Origin of the sequence: Kitasatospora sp. NPDC127035 (assembly GCF_042726075.1) — a bacterium.
Classification (GTDB): Bacteria; Actinomycetota; Actinomycetes; order Streptomycetales; family Streptomycetaceae; genus Kitasatospora.
Genome location: NZ_JBHXDN010000021.1, coordinates 78735 through 96005, shown reverse-complemented (window position 1 = coordinate 96005; position 17271 = coordinate 78735). Strand labels below are relative to the sequence as shown.

Sequence of the window (17271 nt, the reverse complement as noted above, 5' to 3'; positions counted from 1 at the left end):
GTCTCGGTAGGCTCGGAGGATGGTCGATGTCGAGGGAAGCGTCCGGGTGGACAGCTGGATCTGGTCGGTGCGGCTCGCGAAGACGCGGTCGGCGGCGGCCGACGCCTGCAAGGCCGGGCACGTCCGGGTCAACGGCGAGCGGGCCAAGCCGGCCCAGTCGCTGAAGCCCGGCGACGAGGTGCGGGTGCGCCAGGAGGGCTACGAGCGGGTCGTCGTGGTGCGGAAGCTGATCCGCAAGCGGGTCGGCGCCGAGGTCGCGGCGGAGTGCCTGGTGGACAACAGTCCCCCGAGGCCGCCGCGCGAGCTGCTGGCCGTGCCCGGCCTGCGCGACCGGGGCGCCGGGCGGCCCACCAAGCGGGACCGCCGGGACATGAACCAGCTGCGCGGCCAGTAGCACGGCGGGCCGGGTCCCCGGCCCGCCGACCCCGCCGCGGCCGACCCGGCCGGACGGCGGTCAGGAAGCCAGGGTGTCCGTCCGGACCTGGGTGAGGAAGGTGTCCAGGTTCGCCAGCGTGCGGGCGATCTGGTCCTCCAGCGGGAGCGACTCGTCGGGCCGGGTCACCAGCGCGGACTTCTTCAGGCCGCGCAGGTAGAGCGAGCAGGCCAGGTCCGCGCAGATGTACGTGCCGACCGTGTTCCCCTCCCGCCCCGCCGCACCGGCGCGCCGGGCGGTGAGCAGCGCGACGCCGGAACCCGCGTGCGCCGTGACGCAGAGCGAACAGACGTTGGTCTTGGTCAGGCTGCGCCGGAACGACGGCACCCGCAGCGTGACACCGACCAGCTCGCCGCCGTGCTCCGCCACCAGGTAGCCGCGGTCGGGGGCGCCCTGGTCCCGCCAGCCGAGGAAGTCCAGGTTCTCCCAGGGGAGTTCGGCCATGCCTCGGGGCAGGTTGAGCCGACGGGCCTCGCCCTTGGAGCAGTTGACGAAGGACGCGCGGATGTCGGTCTCGTTCAGGGGTCGCATACGTCGCAAGCTAACACCGGACGCCCGGCGCCGTCGCGCGGTTTTCCGTCCGCCCGGGCACCGGACCTGCGGCGATCGGGCCCGCCCGTGCAGCGGGCCGGGGGCGTTCCTCGCGGTGGGCGGCCTCGCCGGGGTCTCGGGTGGCGGCGCCGAACAGCACCGCCCCCCGGCCCACCCGCACGCCGCCCCCTGATCCGACGGTGCGTCAGGGGCGGCCGACGGCTCAGCGCTTGAAGGCGACGCCGGCGTAGGCGGAGACGTCCTGCCAGCCCTCCGGCAGGTCGGTGGTCCGGATGTGGCCGGACTCCGGCCGCCAGAGCGGAAGTTGGACCAGGCCGGGGCCGACGAACTCGAAGTCGCCGAAGAACGGCTCGACGGCGGCGCGCGGGCGCAGCACCAGGGGCGCGCTCGCGCTGCGGTAGATCCGGGTGCCCTCGGCGGCGCTCTCCCGGGAGGCGAAGTCGGGGCTGCCGTGGGAGAGGATCAGCGCGCTGCCGGGGGCGAGCACGTCGCGCAGGGTGCGGACGATCCGTTCGGCGCCGTCCTCGTCCCGGATGAAGTGCAGGACGGCGACGAGCATCAGGGCGACCGGCTCGCCGAGGTCGATGGCGGCGCGCAGGCCGGGGTGGTCGAGGATCGCCTCGGGCTCGCGCAGGTCGCCCTCGATGACGGAGGTGTGGCCCGCCGGGTGGCCGGCCAGCAGGGCGCGGGCGTGGGTGGCCACGATCGGGTCGTTGTCGACGTAGACGACCCGGGCGTCCGGGGCGACCCGCTGGGCGATCTCGTTGGTGGAGCCGACGGTCGGGATGCCGGTACCGATGTCGAGGAACTGCCGGATGCCCCGGCCGGCGGCGAACTCGACCGCGCGGCCGAGGAATTCACGGTTGGTGCGAGCCAGCAGCGGCAGCGCCGGGTAGGCGGCGATGGCGGCCTCGGCGGCCTTCCGGTCGGCCTCGAAGTTGTCCTTGCCGCCGAGGTAGTAGTCGTACATCCGGGCGGTGTGCGGGACGCCGGTGTCGAGCTCGGTCGGGGGCTGCCAGTCGTCGGCGCGCGCCCACTCCCAGTCGGTTCCGATCCCCGTGCTCGCCGTCGTCGTGTCCTCGGTCATCTGCCGCCCCCTGTCGTTCACCGCGTTCACCTCCGGCCGGTGCCGGCGGCGTCCCCCGTACCGGCTGCGGTCGGCGGGCCCGGTGTGCCGTGCCCCCTCCGCCCCGGTGCGCGGCGATCGTAACCGACGACGGACCCCCGAAACAGCGGGAGTTCAGGTTTCCGCAGCATTCGAACGATGGCCCCCGTGCGCGTCGGCGGCCGAGCCCTCGGGCTCTTCCCACCGGTCGCCGCGGGGTGCCGCCCTCTCTATGCTGGCTGCCGATGACTGTCGATCGGCGCAGCGTCCTGCGCACCACCGCCAAGCTGGCCGCTCTGACCGCCGTCGGCGGGCTCGTCGGCGCCTGCGGCGACAGCGTCGCCCGCCGGGCCGATCCGGGGGCGCTGGCCGTCCGCCCGGGCACGATCGACCCGGCGGGCACCGTCGACCCGGCGTGGGCGGAGGCGGAGGGTCCCGCCTCGCCGGCGGCCGGTGGCTCCTCCGGCGCGGCGGGCACCCCCGCGCCGACGGTCCCGGCGGCAGAAGCACCGGCGGCGGGCCCGGCAGCCGATCCGGGGGCAGGTCCGGGGGCAGGTCCGGGAGCCGCCACCACCCCGTCCGCACCGCCCGCACCGCCGGTGCTCCCGCCCCTGGCGCCCGGCACCCCGGTCGAGGTGGCGTACGGGCCGCGTACCCGCCGCAATGTCGCGCTGACCTTCCACGGCAGCGGCGACCCGCGGCTCGCCAGCCACCGCCCTGCTGGAGACCGCCGAACGGCGCGGCGTCGGGCTCACCGTGCTGGCCGTCGGAAGCTGGCTGGACCAGCAGCCGCAGATGGCCCGGCGGATCCTGGACGGCGGCCACGAACTGGGCAACCACACCCAGAACCACCAGAACATCTCCACCATGACCCCCGACCGGGCGCGCGCCGAGATCGCCCAGTGCGCGGAGCGGCTGCAGCGGCTGACCGGCTCGATCGGCCGCTGGTTCCGCCCGTCGGCCGCCCAGTACGCCACGGCGATGGTGCGCGAGCAGGCGAAGGCCGTCGGGTACGAACACGTGCTGGCGTTCGACGTGGACCCCCGGGACTACAGCGACCCGAGCGCGGCCGAGCTGCAGCGCCGGGTGCTCGGTTCGGTGCGCGCCGGCTCGGTGGTGGCCCTGCACCTGGGTCACCAGTGCACGGTGGACGCGCTCCCCGCGATCCTGGACGGCCTCGCCGGGGCCGGCCTGACCCCGGTCACCGCCAGCCGCCTCTTCGCGTAGCCGCGACACCGCCCCGCAGGGCACCCGGCGCAGGGCACCCGGCGCGGGGCGCCCGGCCCGTGGGGCGCGGGCCCGCCGGGCGGTGCCGCGGAAGAGCCCGGCCGCCTCCCGCACGTGCGTGCCATGCTTCCCGCATGCGCTACATCATCATCGGGGCGGGTGCGGTGGGCGGCACGATCGGTGCCCGGCTGCACGAGGGCGGGCACGAGGTGGTCCTGGTGGCGCGCGGCGCCCATCTGGCCGCGCTGCGGGAGACCGGCCTCCGGTTCGGCACCCCGGAGGGCACCCGGACGCTGCGGATCCCGGCCGTCGGCGGGCCCGCCGAGCTGGAGCTGCGTCCGGACGACGTGCTCGTCCTCGCCGTGAAGACCCAGGACACCGCCGCGCTGCTGGCCGCCTGGGCTCCCCGCCCGGTGGCCGGCGGCGGCACCGCCGGCGAGCGGCTGCCGCTGGTCTGCGCGCAGAACGGGGTGGAGAACGAGCGGCTGGCGCTGCGGCTCTTCCGTGAGGTGCTCGGCGTGTACGTGTGGATGCCGTCCACCCACCTGGAGCCGGGCCGGGTGAGCGCGGCGGGGACGCCGGTCAGCGGGATCCTGCGGCTCGGCGGCTACCCGGCCGGGACGGGCGGGCGGGCGGCGGCGATCGCCGCGGACCTCGCCGGGTCCTCCTTCAGCGTGCCGCTGGAGGAGGACGTGATGCGTTGGAAGTACACCAAGCTGCTCGGCAACCTGGCCAACGCGCTGGACGCGGTGGCCGGCCGGATCGAGGACGGTCCGCTGGGCGCCCTCCGCGACCGGGTGACGGCCGAGGGCGCCGCCGTGCTGGCCGCCGCCGGCGTCCCGCACCACGACCTGGCCGAGCAGTTCGTCGAGGCCCGGGAGACGCTGCGGCTCGCACCGGTGGCGGGCGAGGGTCGCACCGGCTCGTCGTCCTGGCAGAGCCTGGCGCGCGGCACCGGCTCGATCGAGGCCGACCACCTGAACGGTGAGATCGTGCTGCTGGCCCGGCTGCACGGGGTGGCGGCGCCGCTCAACGAGGCGCTCCAGCGGCTGGCCGGGGCGTTCGCCCGGACCGGGCGGGCGCCGGGCTCGCTCACCGCGGAGGAACTGGCGGCACTCACCGCACTCTGAGCCGGGGCCGGGTCCGGGGCCGGGCCGGGCCGGGTCCGGGCCGGCCGGGGTTCCGCGGACGCGCCCGCCCGCCGTCCCGCGGACCGGGCGGTCAGCCCATCGGGTCGTCCGGCCCGTACGGGCGGAGCCGGAGCGTGCGCGCGTCCGCCTCCCGGATCTCCCCGGCCCGGTTGACCAGAACCTCCAGGTCGTCCCGCCCGGCGTGGATGAACCGCCCGTGCAGCCCGTCGAAGCGGCCTCGGGCGGCGTCCACGGTGACGGCGACCATGTACGGGATGGAGCCCCACTCCTTGGTGGACCGGAACATCGGCATCCCGGCCGTCATGTCGGTGGCGACCGCGCCGGGGCTGATGTCGAGGACGACCACGTGGTGCTCGGCGAGCGAGTCGGCGAGGTTGTCGGAGAGCTGGAGCAACGCGCCCTTGGAGGTGGCGTACGCGGTGTAGTGGCCGTCGGGGCGCAGCGCGAAGCCGGAGTTGAGGTTGATCACGCGCCCGCTGCCGCGGCGGACCATGCCGGGCAGGACGCAGCGCAGCAGGTTGTAGGGTCCGCGCAGGTTGACCTCGACGACCTGCCACCACTGGTTGGCGTCGGTCTCCCAGAGCGGCACCTCGGCGCGGTCGATCTGGCCGGCGTTGTTGATCAGCAGGTCGACCGGGCCGAGGTCGCGTTCGACCAGGCGGACGGCCTCCCGGACCGAACCTGGTCTGGTGACGTCGGCGGTGACGGCGACTCCGCGTGCACCGTGCCGGACGCACTCCTTGAGGGTCTCGGTGAGGGTCTCGTGGGTCCGGCCCACCAGCCCGACGGCCATGCCCTCGGCTGCGAGGCCGATCGCGAGCTCCCGGCCGATTCCCCGGCCGGCGCCGGTGATCAGGGCGACCTGTCCCGTGAGCGACCCCGTCGGCATCCCCGTACTCCCTTCGCCTGTGTGCGGACCGTCCCGCATTCTGTCCGGCGCGGGGCGGCGCGGAGCCGGGGCGCACGTGCGACGCGAACGCGCCCACCCGTCCGGCGCAGCCGCCGGACCGGGGCGGGCGCGGACGCCTGGAGGAAGCGCCGGGAGGACGCCGGAGGATCGCGGGGGCGTCGCCGGGAGGTCGCCGGGAGGTCGCCCGGAGGTCGTGACGAGATCGCCGGAACGTGGTCGGAAGTTTGCCGGAGGGTCACGTCGGGAGGCGGGCGGGAGGGGCCGGAAGGAGGCCCGCGGAAGGCCCCGGGGGCACGGGACGGCCGGTTCGACCCGGAGGGAGGGGATGACCTACTGGCCGGTAGGGAGTAGTAACGTCGTCGGGGCGGTGCACCGGTGCACACCTACCGTGCACCCGCCCCGCTGGACAACAGCTTGCGGTACCACCTGTCGCTGGGCGACCCCCAGCACCACCGAAGGGCAACTGAGTGAGTGACATCGCGCGTGTCGGAGTGATCGGCTGCGGCCTGATGGGGTCGGGCATCGCTGAGGTGTTCGCCCGGGCGGGGCTGAGCGTGCTGGTCGCGGAGGCCACCGGGGAGGCCCTGGAGTTCGGCCGCACCCGTCTGACCAACTCGCTGGACACCGCCGTCAAGCGGGGCAAGCTCACCCCCGAGGAGCGGGACGAGGCGCTGGGCCGTCTCGCCTTCACCGTGGACCTGGCGGACTTCGCCGACCGCGACCTGGTGGTCGAGGCGGTGGCCGAGCGCGAGGACGTCAAGGTCAAGATCTTCCAGACCCTCGACCAGGTGGTGGAGCGCCGTGACGCGATCCTCGCCTCCAACACCTCGTCGATCCCGATCGTGAAGCTGGCCGCCGCCACCTCCCGCCCGGAGCAGGTGATCGGCCTGCACTTCTTCAACCCGGCGCCGGTGCAGAAGCTGGTCGAGGTGATCCCCACCCTGACCACCTCCGCGGCCACCACCGAACGGGTCGAGACCTTCGCCACCGAGGTGCTCGGCAAGGAGCCGATCCGCGCCCGCGACCGGGCCGGCTTCGTCGTCAACGCCCTGCTGGTGCCGTACCTGCTCTCCGCCGTCCGGATGTTCGAGTCGGGCGTGGCCACCGCCTCCGACATCGACAAGGGCATGGAGGCCGGCTGCGCCCACCCGATGGGCCCGCTGCGGCTGTGCGACCTGATCGGCCTGGACACCATCGTCCTGATCGCCGAGTCGATGTACGACGAGTACAAGGAGCCGCTGTACGCCGCTCCCCCGCTGCTCTCCCGGATGGTCGACGCCGGTCTGCTCGGCCGCAAGTCCGGCCGCGGCTTCTACGACTACACCGCCACCGCCTGACCTGCGAGCACGCGGCAGTGACGGGCACGTGACGGGGCCCGGGAGCGGTATCCAGCTCCCGGGCCCCTGAGGTGCCACCCAATTGCTCTGCACCGGCACGTTTAAGGGTGTGGGTCATTTTCACAGCGTCGCGCTTTGCCATTGAAGCTACCGCGCCAGGAAGAGGCGCAGGCGGGAGTCGAACCCGCATCCGACGCTTACAGCACACACCCGGTCGATCCGGCGCTCGGCGGCGAATGCTGAGACTTGAGCGAGAGTCTGAGTTTGACAGGGGTTGCCTCTGCCGAGTTGGGCCACCCCGGCGCGTGGTGCCGGGGGGAGGACTCGAACCTCCACCGTTCCCCTGATGTCAGCTTCACCATCAGTGTCAGCTTGCGCTCTTCGCGCCACCCCCGCTCTCATACGGGGGCGATCATGGGGCTACCCGAACAGGTAGCCGAACACCGCATCACCGACCCGGTGGTCCGCGACCTCGGCGCCGTTGGCCTCCTCGCGGGCGAACTGAACCGCCTGCTGGAGCTTCTCGACGCGCTCCAGGAGTTCGTTCACCCGCCGGGCCGGGAGGGCGCCGGAGAACTTCACGGTCGTCCAGTAGCCGATGGCGATGTCCTCGTAGTACACCTCGACCTGCGCCGGGTGCTTCTCCGTCGCCTCGGCCTTGACGTGGTTGCGCGGGACCTTCTTGGTCCGAATGGTGCGCACCGACTCGGTCTTCCAGGAGTCCGTGGAGGCGTCGTGGTTCCAGGCCTCGGAAGCGTCCAGCACCGGCAGCTTGCGGACGAAGGTCCGCAGGTCGGTGAGCTGCTTCTCCAGGAAGAGCAGGTAGGTGACCGGGGCGTCGGCGACCAGCGTCCGCCCGTCGACCACGACGTCGGCGCGGGCGGTGGTGTTGGCCCAGTCCTTGGTCGCGGTGACGTCGAACAGCCGGGTCAGGGTCGCGGCGGTCGCCCGCAGGACGTCCTCGGCCTTCACCTGGACGCGGGTGGACTCGGGGGGCAGTTGCTCGCCCTCCTCGTCCTTGGGCTGGTACGTCCGGGAGATTCCGGCCAGCAGCGCGGGCTTCTGCAGGTCCTGGTGGGACTGCGTCAGCTCCTGGAAGGACTTGGACTTGACGCCCTTTTCGACGGCGATGATCTGGTTCAGCTTGGCCACGTCCCGGACGCTATCAGCGCACCCGTTCGACCGTCATCCGAATTCCCGACCGGCCGCGGGGCCCGGGCGGACCCGGTCCCCGCGGCTCGGCCGGCCCGGCGGCCTGACGTCAGCTGTTGATGCTGTAGCTGTCGCCGTAGACCTTCCACTTCAGCGGGGGGTTGAGGTCGAAGTTCTTGGCGTTGAGGAAGACCAGTTGCGCGGTGTCGACGCGGCTGGTGTCGGAGTGCGCGTCCTCCTGCTTCATGACGACCTTGCGGGCGTCCAGGAAGGCCTTGAGGTAGGCGGTCTCGTCGCCGCCCTGGGCGGGGGTCTTGGCCTTCTTCATGGCGGCCTTGCGGATGCCGCCGAAGCTGTCGGAGCTGGTGCCCGGGCCGTGCATGACGATGGCGTCGTAGTAGATGAACTGCCCGAGCGCGCGCAGGCCGTCGGACTTGGCCTGGCTGACGGAGGGGTTGAAGTAGACGCGGTCGCGCTCTTCGTTCTGGGCCTGCTGGAAGACGGCGTCCTTGGCTGCGGTCGCCCAGTCGCGCTCGAAGGCGGAGCCGAGGCCGGCGTGCGACTCCGTGCCGTTGACCTTGCGGAGCGCGGGCAGGTACTTGGCGAGGATGTTGCCGGGCTTGAGGTCGGTGTAGTGCTCGACGAGTTCGAGCATGTCCCCGGTGCCGGAACAGAAGCCGATGATCCCGGCGGTGTAGCCGCGGCCGTCCTTGATGTCCTCGATGTACTTGTACTGGGCCTTCCAGTCGAGGGACGAGTTCTCGGCGCTGGACACCAGCTGCATGGCGATGTCCTTCTTGTGGGGGTCGTCCAGGCCGACCGCCGCGATCCGGACCGCTGCGGGCGCGGTCTGCGCGGCGTGGCCGACGCCGGCGGCCGCCACCGTGGCCGGGGCGGCGACCAGGAGGGCGGCGAGGGTGATCCCGACGGTGCGGTGCTTGAGACGCATCTGACGCTCCGTTTCTCCGCCCGGGCAGGGGGATACCCGAGCTCCATGAGAGTTAGGAAACTTTCCTAACTAAGAGATAGCGCCCACCGGCGCACGTCCGCAAGGCCTTTGACCGAATCACTTCAACCCGCCCGGCGCGCGCGAGCCCCACGCGCGCCCCCTCACCTCCGCGCGCCTGTCCCCGTACCTGCCGGTGCCTCAGAATGCCTACCCGTGGGCCGCAGTCGGACGGCCACGGGCACGAGGAGCCGCGCATGATCGGGTACGAGATCGAGATCGACCTTCCCGTCGTCGACGGGAAGGGGGCGAAGATCAAGGGGGACACCAAACTGGCGGCGAGCAGGACCCGCACCGACGGCAAACCCGTCTTCAAGGTGGTCGCGGACAGCAGGAGCCTCCCCGACGGGCGGAAGTACTCCAACCTGGAGTTCGTCACCAGGCCCTGGTCCGTGGTCGGGGACGGGCACACCCGGGGCCCCGCGGCGCTGCTCGACACCCTCACGCGGATCCGGACGGTCCGCGACGCGTTCTACCGGAACACCACCGCGCTGCTCTCGGCCCCGGCCGACCTCCTCGACGTGCTGCCCGCCGGCACCGGGGCCAGGCTCGCCGGCGGCAACGGCTACCGGGAGAGCGCCGGAACGGAGGGCAAGGGCGACGGCCTGTTCGTCCACTACTCCGTGGGCGTACCGGTGAGCGGCATGGCCACCTTCTTCGACCGGCTGCGCCGTGCGGCGCCGCTGCGCGACGGCGTCTACCTCCCCGACGCCCGCCACCGCCTGCAACAGGCGAACGCCTTCGCCGAACGTGCGGTCCAGGAGTTCCTGCCGCGGAACCGGCCGAGCGACGCGGGCCGCAACGCCCCGGCGCTCAGCGCCCGGGCGAGGCGCGACCGGGAGGTCCTCGGCTACCTCCAGCTGGTGTTCATGCAGATCACCGCGTTCGCCGACCACGCCGACACGGTCGCCCGGGGCGGCCCCGACTCCGGCATCAAGAACCGGACCGTGGTGCTGAGCCGGTCGCCGCTCGCCGATGTGCACGCGCACCTGGACCCCGAGGTGCGGACCGCGCTGCGCACCCACCACGACGCGCTCGTCACGCTCCTCGCCGACGACTACCAGGAGGAGGGCCGGGTGCGGAAGGACATGGGCTTCTACGAGACCGCGGTGCGCGAGATCGACGGCGGCCCCGTCGTCCTCCTCGACTACGCGACGGCGGCGTTCCGGGGCGACGCCGCCGTCCCCCAGCAGAGCGTCTTCGGCGGGATGCGCCAGATAGCGCCGCACGTGGAGGAGGAGGCGGTGATGGTCCCGTTCGAGATCCGCACCCTCGGCTCCTCGCTGAAGTCCTGGACCCAGGTCGAGGCCGACCTCAGGGACCTCTGCGACTGGGTGCAGAGCTCCCACGAACTCGGCATGGCCTGAGCCGGCCCCCGGCCACGCCGAAGGGCCCCGGCCCGGACGGAGGAACGTCCGGGCCGGGGCCCTTCACCGGTTGCGCGGATCAGGCGCGGATCAGGCGCCGCGCAGCACCGCTCCGGTGCGGGCGACGGCCTCGGCGACGGCCGCCTCGCGGGCGGCGGTCGCCTCCTCGGCGGTCAGCGTCCGGTCCGCGGCACGGAACCGCAGCGCGTACGCCAGGGACTTCTTGCCCTCGCCGACCTGCTCGCCGGTGAAGACGTCGAACAGCCGGAGGGCCTCCAGCAGGTCCCCGGCGCCCGAACGCAGCGCGGCCTCCACCTCGGCGGCCGGCACGGCGGTGTCGACGATCAGCGCGACGTCCTGGGTGGCCACCGGGAAGCCGGAGACCGCCGGGCCGGAGACCCGCTCGGCGCCGTCGGCGGTCAGCAGGTCGAGGTCGAGCTCCATCGCCGCGGTCCGCTCCGGCAGACCCAGCGCCTTGACGGCGCGCGGGTGCAGCTCACCGGCGTGGCCGACCACCCGGTCGGTGTCGGCGACGACCAGCTCGGCGCAGCGGCCCGGGTGCCAGGGCAGCAGCCGGCCCTGGCGCACGGCCAGCTCGACGCCGGCGGCGCGGGCCACCGTGCGGGCCGCCTCGACGGCGTCCGCCCAGGACGCCCCGGCGCCCTTGCCCCACCAGCCGGACGGCAGCCGCTCGCCGGCCAGCGCGACGGCGACCCGGCGCGGCTGGTGCGGCAGCGCGGCGTCCAGCGCGGCCAGTTCCTCGTCACTCGGACGGCGGTCGACGGCCGGGCGCGGCGCGACGGACAGCTCGTCCTTGGGCAGGAAGACGGTGCCGGTCTCGAAGACCGCCAGGTCGGTGTTGCCGCGGCCGACGTTGCGGCGCAGCGCCCCGAGGAGGCCCGGCAGCAGCGTGGTGCGCAGCGCCGGCTCCTCGTCGTTGAGCGGGTTGACCAGCTTGACCGTACGGCGGCGGCGGTCGTCCTTCTCCAGGCCGAGTGCCTCGAAGGCGGCCTCGCCGACGAACGGGTAGTTGTTGACCTCGACGTAGCCGGCGGCGGCCAGCGCCACGCCGACCCGGCGGTGGATCCGCTGGGCCTCGGTCAGGCCCTTGCCCGGCGGCACGGTGGGCATCCGCGCGGGCACGTTGTCGTACCCCTCCAGGCGGATGACCTCCTCGGCGAGGTCGTACGGGTCGGTGAGGTCGGGACGCCAGGTCGGCGGGGTGACCTCCAGCACGTCGGCGCCGGCGACCGAGCAGCCGATCTCCTGGAGGCGCCGGGTGACGGTCTCGCGGCCGTACGCGGTGCCGGCCACCCGGTCGGGCAGATCGGCGGCGATGGTGATGGTGCGCACCGGGTGCGGGGCGGCGATGTCGGTGACACCGGCCTCCGCGGTGCCGCCGGCGATCAGCACCAGCAGGTCGACCGCGCGCTGCGCGGCGGCGCGGGCGGCCTCCGGGTCGACGCCGCGCTCGAAGCGCTTGGACGCCTCGGAGGGCAGCTTGTGCCGCTTGGCGCCGCGGGCGATGACGACCGGGTCGAAGTGCGCCGCCTCGATGATCACCTCGGTGGTGCCCGGCCCCGCGGCCGGGTCGAGGATCTCGGTGGAGGCGCCGCCCATGACGCCGGCGAGGCCGATCGGGCCGCTGTTGTCGCAGATCAGCAGGTCCTCGGCGGACAGCGTGCGCTTGACGCCGTCCAGCGTGGTGAGGGTCTCGCCCTGCTCCGCCCGGCGGACCGTGATCGGGCCGTCGACGCGCTGCTTGTCGTAGGCGTGCAGCGGCTGGCCGACCTCCAGCATCACGTAGTTGGTGATGTCGACGGCCAGCGAGATCGGGCGGATGCCCGCCTTCTGCAGCCGGCGCTGGAGCCAGAGCGGGGACTTGGCGGCGGGGTCGAGGCCGATCACGGTGCGCGCCACGAACCGGTCGCAGCCGACCGGGTCGGCGACCTTCACGAGGTAGCCGAAGGAGTTCGCCGGCGGCACGTCGAGCAGCGCCGGGTCGGCCAGCGGCAGCCCGTACGCGGCGGCGGCCTCGCGGGCCACGCCGCGCAGCGAGAGGCAGTAGCCGCGGTCCGGGGTGACGGCGATGTCGAGCACCTCGTCGACGAGCTGGAGCAGCTCGACGGCGTCGGTGCCGGGCTCGAACTCGGGCGGGAGCACGATGATGCCGTTGTGGTCGTCGCCCATGCCCAGCTCGCGGGCGGAGCAGATCATGCCGGCCGAGGTGTGGCCGTAGGTCTGGCGGGCGGCGATCGGGAACGGGCCGGGCAGCACGGCGCCCGGGAGCACCACGACGACCTTGTCGCCGACGGCGAAGTTGGTCGCGCCGCAGACGATCTCCTGCGGGGCGCCGGTGCCGTTGGCGTCGCCGACGTTCACGAAGCAGTGCCGGATCGGCTTCTTGAAGCCGGACAGCTCCTCGATGGAGAGCACCTCGCCGACCACCAGCGGGCCCTTGAGGTCGGCGCCGATCTGCTCGACGGTCTCGACCTCCAGGCCGGCCCGGACCAGGCGCTCGGCCACGTCACGGCCGGTCTCGCCGGCCGGCAGGTCGACGTACTCGCGCAGCCAGGAAAGCGGGACGCGCATCAGATCTCCATCCCGAACGGGAGGGTGAAACGCACGTCACCCTCGACCATGTCGCGCATGTCGGCGACGTTGTGACGGTTCATCAGGATCCGCTCCAGGCCCAGGCCGAAGGCGAACCCGCTGTAGCGGTTGGGGTCGATCCCGCAGGCGACCAGCACCCGGGGGTTGACGACGCCGCAGCCGCCGAGCTCGATCCAGCCCTCGGAGCCGCAGGTCCGGCAGGGCCTGTCGGGGTTGCCCACCGACTCGCCGCGGCAGACGAAGCACTGGAGGTCGATCTCCGCGCTCGGCTCGGTGAACGGGAAGTACGAGGGCCGCCAGCGCAGCTCCAGGCCGTCGCCGATCAGGGTCGAGACCAGCTGCTCGATGGTGCCCTTGAGGTCGGCGAAGGTGATGCCCTCGTCGACGGCCAGACCCTCGACCTGGCGGAAGACCGGCGTGTGGGTCGCGTCCAGCTCGTCGGTCCGGTAGACCCGGCCGGGGCAGACGACGTACACGGGGGGCTCGCGGTCGAGCATGGTGCGCGCCTGGACCGGGGAGGTCTGGGTGCGCAGCACCACGCCGGAGTCGGCGGAGCCGTCCGGGGCCTGCACGAAGAAGGTGTCCTGCATGGAGCGCGCCGGGTGGTCCGGGCCCAGGTTGAGCGCGTCGAAGTTGAGCCACTCGGCCTCGACCTCGGGGCCCTCGGCGACCTGGTAGCCCATCGCGACGAAGGTGTCCTCGATACGCTCGGCCAGCGTGGTCAGCGGGTGCCGGGCGCCGCGCGGGGCGCGGTCGTACGGCAGCGTGACGTCCACCGCCTCCTCGACCAGCACGCGGGCGTCGCGCTCCGCCTCCAGCTCGGTCTGCCGCTTGGCGAGCGCCTGGTTGACGGCGCCCCGGGCCTGGCCGATCAGCTTGCCGGCGGCGGCCTTGGCGTGCGGGGGCAGGGCGCCGATCTCGCGGTTGGCGAGGGAGAGCGCGGAACGGTCGCCGGTGTGGGCGACCTTGGCCTGCTTCAGCTCGTCCAGGCTGGTGGCGGCGGCGAACGCGGCGAGCGCCTCGCTCCGGGCCGCCTCCACCACCTCGGGCTTGAGGGCCTCGACCTCGACCGGGTCGTACGACTTGTTGGGTGCCGACATCTCTATCTTTCCCGTGCTCCTGCTCGTCCGTGCTCAGGTAAGGGGGGCTCGCTCCCTCCTGTCCCGCCAGCGGGCAGGAGGGTCCCATCGCGTCACGCCCGACGTGGCCGGGCCACGGGCAGGCCCGTCCTCCGTGCAGGACGATCCGGGAGGATCTCCGTACGGGGAGGAGGGGTGTCCGCGGCGCCACCGCGCAGGGCGTCCCACAACGCCAAGGGTCGAGTGTAGTCGCAGCGCGTAGCGCAGCTGCCGTGAAGCCCGTCCGGGGGCCGCTCCCAGCGTGCTCCGCTGGTCGTCCAAGCTCGGTCAGAGCATGAAGTCGGGCACCCCGGAGGGCAGGATAAATCGGAACCGGGCTCCGCCGCCGGGCGCGCGGTCGACCCGGATCGAGCCGCCGTGGGCCTCGACGATGCCCTTGACGATGTAGAGGCCCAGGCCCGTGCCGCCGCGCTTGGAGCCGCGCCAGAAGCGGGTGAAGACGCGCGGCATCGAGTCCTCGGGGATGCCGCTGCCTTCGTCGCTCACGGTGACCGCTGTGCCTTCCACGATGCGGGGCGGGGTGCCGGAGCGCTCCCACACGGGTGCCTCGACGACCTCCTTGGCCGGTGCCACCTCGATGGTGACAGTCCCCTCGCCGTGGCGCACGGCATTTTCGAGCAGGTTCGCCAGGACCTGGTCGACCTTGTCCGGGTCCGCCCACAGGACGGTCAGGGACTCGGCGACGCGGATGTCGAAGCGGTCCTCGGGGATGCCGGTGGCCACCTTCCGCTCGACGTGGCGGCGGACGGCGGCGGTCAGGTCGACCACCTGCTTGCGCAGCTCCAGCCGGCCGGCGTCGATCCGGGAGATGTCCAGCAGTTCGGCGATCAGCCGGGTGACCCGGTCGGCGTCGGCGTCCACGGTCTCCAGCATCAGCCGCTTCTGCCCGTCGGTGAACCGTTCCCACTTGGCCAGCAGCGTGGCGGTGAACCCCTTGACGCTGGTCAGCGGCGAGCGCAGCTCGTGCGCGACGGTGGCGATCAGCTCGGCGTGGCTGCGTTCGGTGCGGCGGCGCGCCTCGGTGCCGCGCAGGGCGATCACCAGCCGCTGCACCGGCCCCTGCGGCAGCGCGCGGACGTACCGGGCGGAGACCAGCACCTCGCGGCCGCCGGGCAGCAGCAGGTTGCGCTCCGGCTGGCTGGTGCGGATCGCCAGGCCGCCGTACGGGTCGGTCAGCTGCCACCAGCGGCGGCCGTCGAGGTCCTCCAGCGGGAGGGCGTCCTCCAGCACGCTGCCGAGGGCGGCCTGCGGGCGGATACCGGTGAGCCGGGCGGCGGCGCGGTTGAAACAGACCACCCGGCCCAGGGCGTCGGCGACCACCAGGCCGTCCGGCAGGTCGTCCGGGTCGAGCTCTGGCCCGCTGCCGACCATGGGTGTCCTCCCCGATTACCCACCGTGTCTTTCCCCCCACCGAGGCAGACCCTAGCGTCTCGCAGCGCCCGGTCATAGGGTCCGCGACGACTTGAGGGGGCGGCTACCCCACCGCGCGGCACCCGCCGGGCGAGCGCTGGGCCCGGGCGGAGGCGTAGAGGCACACGGCGGCGGCGGTGGCCAGGTTGAGGCTCTCGGCGTGTCCGTGGATCGGCACGCGCACCACCTCGTCGGCGAGTGCGCGGGTCTCCTCCGGGAGCCCCCACGCCTCGTTGCCGAACACCCATGCGCCGGGCGCGCCCAGGGTGCCCTCGTCGAGCTCCCGGTCGAGGTCGCGCTCCCCCGCGCCGTCGGCGGCGAGCACCCGGACGCCGGCCTCGCGCAGGCGACCGATCGCCTCCTCGACCGGCACGCCGACCGCGACCGGCAGGTGGAACAGGCTGCCGACCGAGGCCCGGACGGCCTTCGGGTTGTACAGGTCCACCGAGGCGTCGGTGAGCACCACGGCGTCCGCGCCGGCCGCGTCGGCGGTGCGCAGCACGGTGCCGGCGTTCCCGGGGTCGCGGACGTGCGCGAGCACCGCGACGAGCTTCGGGCGGGCGGCGAGGACGTCGGCGAACGGCGTGTCGATGAACCGGCAGAGCGCGACGATGCCCTGCGGGGTCACGGTGTCGCAGATCCCGGCGACGACCTCGTCGGTGGCGGTGAGCACCGGCAGGTCCTCGGCGAGGGCGGCGTCGACGATGCCGGCGTGCCGCTCGGCGGCCTCCGGGGTGACGTACACCTCGACGACGGCGTGCTCGCCCGAGTCCGGCAGCCGCCCGAACGCGATCGCCTCGCGGACGGCCTGCGGGCCCTCGGCGAGGAAGCGGCGTTCCTTGCCGCGCTGGTTCCGCTTGGCGAGCCGCCGGGCGGCGACCACGCGGGGAGAGCGCAGGGAGGTCAGCAGGGGGGTCTCGGTGCTCGGCATGATCTCGTCTCTGGTGCGGACTCTGTGCGGGCCGGTGGCGGGCGGGCGACAGGGACCGTCGGTCCGCGCGGACCGCCGGCGCGCGCAGCCCGCCGGTGCTCGGTGCGGACCGGTGGCGGTCGGAACGCAAAACCGGACCCGCAGGATCGAGCCTGCGGGTCCGGTCAGCTCAACTCGACTGATCCAGGAAGATCAGGCGGCGTCGGCGGCGGCCTTCGGGGCGTTCACGTCGGCCGGCAGCGCCTTCTGGGCCACCTCGACCAGCGTGGCGAACGCGCCCGGGTCGTTGACGGCGAGGTCGGCCAGCATCTTGCGGTCGATCTCGACGCTGGCGGCCTTCAGGCCCTGCACGAAGCGGTTGTAGGTGATGCCGTTGGCACGGGCCGCAGCGTTGATGCGCTGGATCCACAGCTGACGGAAGTCGCCCTTGCGCTTCTTGCGGTCGTTGAAGTTGTAGACCAGCGAGTGGGTGACCTGCTCCTTGGCCTTGCGGTACAGGCGCGAGCGCTGGCCGCGGTAGCCGCTGGCGCGCTCCAGGATGACCCGGCGCTTCTTGTGGGCGTTGACTGCCCGCTTGACGCGTGCCACTTGATTACTCCTTGGATTGGACCACGGACTACTTCACGTGGTCCGTCATTCGAATGGGTCGGGAAGGATCAGCTGCCCCGCACACGGCTCGCACCGGGCGGGAGGGCGATCACTTGCCGAGAAGCTTCTTGATCTTCTTGGCGTCGGCGGGGGCCAGCTCGACGGTGCCGGCCAGCTTGCGGGTCAGCGTCGAGGGCTTGTGCTCCAGGAGGTGGCGGCGGCCGGCGCGCTCGCGCAGCACCTTGCCAGAGCCACTGATCTTGAAGCGCTTGCTGGCGCCACTGTGCGTCTTCTGCTTCGGCATTTCGCCGTATCTCCTCGTCGGTCCGTCCACGCCCGCGCGGTGTGCG

The 17271-nt window shown here is 73.3% G+C and carries 16 protein-coding genes and 1 pseudogene; 5 read left to right on the top strand and 12 right to left on the bottom strand.

The window, feature by feature from the left end; all coding sequences use genetic code 11:
- The first annotated feature begins 19 nt into the window (after positions 1–19).
- Positions 20–394 carry an RNA-binding S4 domain-containing protein gene (locus ACFWIC_RS17340; protein WP_329949805.1) on the top strand — a complete coding sequence of 125 codons (375 nt, stop codon included), beginning with the start codon at positions 20–22 and terminating at the stop codon, positions 392–394.
- 60 nt (positions 395–454) lie between these two features.
- Here ACFWIC_RS17340 and ACFWIC_RS17335 read toward each other — a convergent pair whose 3' ends face one another.
- Together ACFWIC_RS17335 and ACFWIC_RS17330 are read right to left on the bottom strand one after the other, a co-directional pair.
- Positions 455–964, bottom strand: coding sequence for an FBP domain-containing protein (locus ACFWIC_RS17335; RefSeq protein WP_329882308.1), 510 nt, complete (start codon positions 962–964; stop codon positions 455–457).
- A gap of 223 nt (positions 965–1187) precedes the next feature.
- Positions 1188–2072 carry an SAM-dependent methyltransferase gene (locus ACFWIC_RS17330; protein ID WP_329949804.1) on the bottom strand — a complete coding sequence of 295 codons (885 nt, stop codon included), beginning with the start codon at positions 2070–2072 and terminating at the stop codon, positions 1188–1190.
- 774 nt (positions 2073–2846) lie between these two features.
- Here ACFWIC_RS17330 and ACFWIC_RS17325 point away from each other — a divergent pair.
- Complete coding sequence (locus tag ACFWIC_RS17325; RefSeq protein ID WP_380519239.1) at positions 2847–3317, top strand: polysaccharide deacetylase family protein; 471 nt, start codon at positions 2847–2849, stop codon at positions 3315–3317.
- Positions 3318–3451: 134 nt separating this feature from the next.
- A complete protein-coding gene (locus tag ACFWIC_RS17320; RefSeq protein ID WP_329882311.1) occupies positions 3452–4447 on the top strand; it encodes a 2-dehydropantoate 2-reductase N-terminal domain-containing protein in 996 nt (331 codons plus the stop codon).
- A 91-nt stretch (positions 4448–4538) separates the two neighbouring features.
- On the opposite strand, the gene ACFWIC_RS17315 is transcribed toward ACFWIC_RS17320, so the two are convergent.
- Positions 4539–5357 carry an SDR family oxidoreductase gene (locus ACFWIC_RS17315; RefSeq protein WP_329882312.1) on the bottom strand — a complete coding sequence of 273 codons (819 nt, stop codon included), beginning with the start codon at positions 5355–5357 and terminating at the stop codon, positions 4539–4541.
- Between the two features lie 488 nt (positions 5358–5845).
- On the opposite strand from ACFWIC_RS17315, the gene ACFWIC_RS17310 reads away from it, so the two are divergent.
- Positions 5846–6715, top strand: coding sequence for a 3-hydroxybutyryl-CoA dehydrogenase (locus ACFWIC_RS17310; RefSeq protein WP_329882313.1), 870 nt, complete (start codon positions 5846–5848; stop codon positions 6713–6715).
- Between the two features lie 306 nt (positions 6716–7021).
- Here the strand turns inward: ACFWIC_RS17310 and ACFWIC_RS17305 are convergent.
- The 3 genes and pseudogenes from ACFWIC_RS17305 to ACFWIC_RS17295 form a co-directional block, all read right to left on the bottom strand.
- Positions 7022–7111: pseudogene (locus ACFWIC_RS17305) on the bottom strand.
- A 24-nt stretch (positions 7112–7135) separates the two neighbouring features.
- Positions 7136–7867 carry a hypothetical protein gene (locus tag ACFWIC_RS17300; protein ID WP_329882314.1) on the bottom strand — a complete coding sequence of 244 codons (732 nt, stop codon included), beginning with the start codon at positions 7865–7867 and terminating at the stop codon, positions 7136–7138.
- A gap of 109 nt (positions 7868–7976) precedes the next feature.
- Positions 7977–8816 carry a chitosanase gene (locus tag ACFWIC_RS17295; protein WP_329949801.1) on the bottom strand — a complete coding sequence of 280 codons (840 nt, stop codon included), beginning with the start codon at positions 8814–8816 and terminating at the stop codon, positions 7977–7979.
- A gap of 254 nt (positions 8817–9070) precedes the next feature.
- Here ACFWIC_RS17295 and ACFWIC_RS17290 point away from each other — a divergent pair, with 254 nt between their 5' ends.
- A complete protein-coding gene (locus ACFWIC_RS17290) occupies positions 9071–10240 on the top strand; it encodes a hypothetical protein (protein ID WP_380358846.1) in 1170 nt (389 codons plus the stop codon).
- A 90-nt stretch (positions 10241–10330) separates the two neighbouring features.
- On the opposite strand, the gene pheT is transcribed toward ACFWIC_RS17290, so the two are convergent.
- From pheT to rpmI, 6 genes are all read right to left on the bottom strand, one after another.
- A complete protein-coding gene (pheT, locus tag ACFWIC_RS17285) occupies positions 10331–12832 on the bottom strand; it encodes a phenylalanine--tRNA ligase subunit beta (protein WP_380519236.1) in 2502 nt (833 codons plus the stop codon).
- A complete protein-coding gene (gene pheS / locus ACFWIC_RS17280; protein WP_329882318.1) occupies positions 12832–13953 on the bottom strand; it encodes a phenylalanine--tRNA ligase subunit alpha in 1122 nt (373 codons plus the stop codon). The genes pheT and pheS overlap by 1 nt, the downstream gene beginning before the upstream one ends.
- 306 nt (positions 13954–14259) lie before the next feature.
- Positions 14260–15363, bottom strand: coding sequence for an ATP-binding protein (locus ACFWIC_RS17275; RefSeq protein ID WP_329949798.1), 1104 nt, complete (start codon positions 15361–15363; stop codon positions 14260–14262).
- 103 nt (positions 15364–15466) lie between these two features.
- Positions 15467–16333 (bottom strand): RNA methyltransferase, encoded by an 867-nt coding sequence (locus ACFWIC_RS17270; protein ID WP_329882320.1) that lies wholly within the window; start codon positions 16331–16333, stop codon positions 15467–15469.
- A 192-nt stretch (positions 16334–16525) separates the two neighbouring features.
- Positions 16526–16921, bottom strand: coding sequence for a 50S ribosomal protein L20 (gene rplT, locus ACFWIC_RS17265; RefSeq protein WP_327675850.1), 396 nt, complete (start codon positions 16919–16921; stop codon positions 16526–16528).
- Between the two features lie 109 nt (positions 16922–17030).
- Positions 17031–17225 (bottom strand): 50S ribosomal protein L35, encoded by a 195-nt coding sequence (gene rpmI, locus ACFWIC_RS17260; RefSeq protein ID WP_030055648.1) that lies wholly within the window; start codon positions 17223–17225, stop codon positions 17031–17033.
- Positions 17226–17271 lie beyond the last annotated feature (46 nt).

Bases quoted from the DNA above. Each gene is read 5' to 3' on its own strand.
- ACFWIC_RS17330 (WP_329949804.1), bottom strand. From the start codon at position 2,072: ATGACCGAGGACACGACGACGGCGAGCACGGGGATCGGAACCGACTGG.
- pheS (WP_329882318.1), bottom strand. From the start codon at position 13,953: ATGTCGGCACCCAACAAGTCGTACGACCCGGTCGAGGTCGAGGCCCTC.
- ACFWIC_RS17295 (WP_329949801.1), bottom strand. From the start codon at position 8,816: ATGCGTCTCAAGCACCGCACCGTCGGGATCACCCTCGCCGCCCTCCTG.
- ACFWIC_RS17320 (WP_329882311.1), top strand. From the start codon at position 3,452: ATGCGCTACATCATCATCGGGGCGGGTGCGGTGGGCGGCACGATCGGT.
- ACFWIC_RS17270 (WP_329882320.1), bottom strand. From the start codon at position 16,333: ATGCCGAGCACCGAGACCCCCCTGCTGACCTCCCTGCGCTCTCCCCGC.
- pheT (WP_380519236.1), bottom strand. From the start codon at position 12,832: ATGCGCGTCCCGCTTTCCTGGCTGCGCGAGTACGTCGACCTGCCGGCC.
- ACFWIC_RS17340 (WP_329949805.1), top strand. From the start codon at position 20: ATGGTCGATGTCGAGGGAAGCGTCCGGGTGGACAGCTGGATCTGGTCG.
- ACFWIC_RS17275 (WP_329949798.1), bottom strand. From the start codon at position 15,363: ATGGTCGGCAGCGGGCCAGAGCTCGACCCGGACGACCTGCCGGACGGC.
- rpmI (WP_030055648.1), bottom strand. From the start codon at position 17,225: ATGCCGAAGCAGAAGACGCACAGTGGCGCCAGCAAGCGCTTCAAGATC.
- ACFWIC_RS17290 (WP_380358846.1), top strand. From the start codon at position 9,071: ATGATCGGGTACGAGATCGAGATCGACCTTCCCGTCGTCGACGGGAAG.
- ACFWIC_RS17335 (WP_329882308.1), bottom strand. From the start codon at position 964: ATGCGACCCCTGAACGAGACCGACATCCGCGCGTCCTTCGTCAACTGC.
- ACFWIC_RS17315 (WP_329882312.1), bottom strand. From the start codon at position 5,357: ATGCCGACGGGGTCGCTCACGGGACAGGTCGCCCTGATCACCGGCGCC.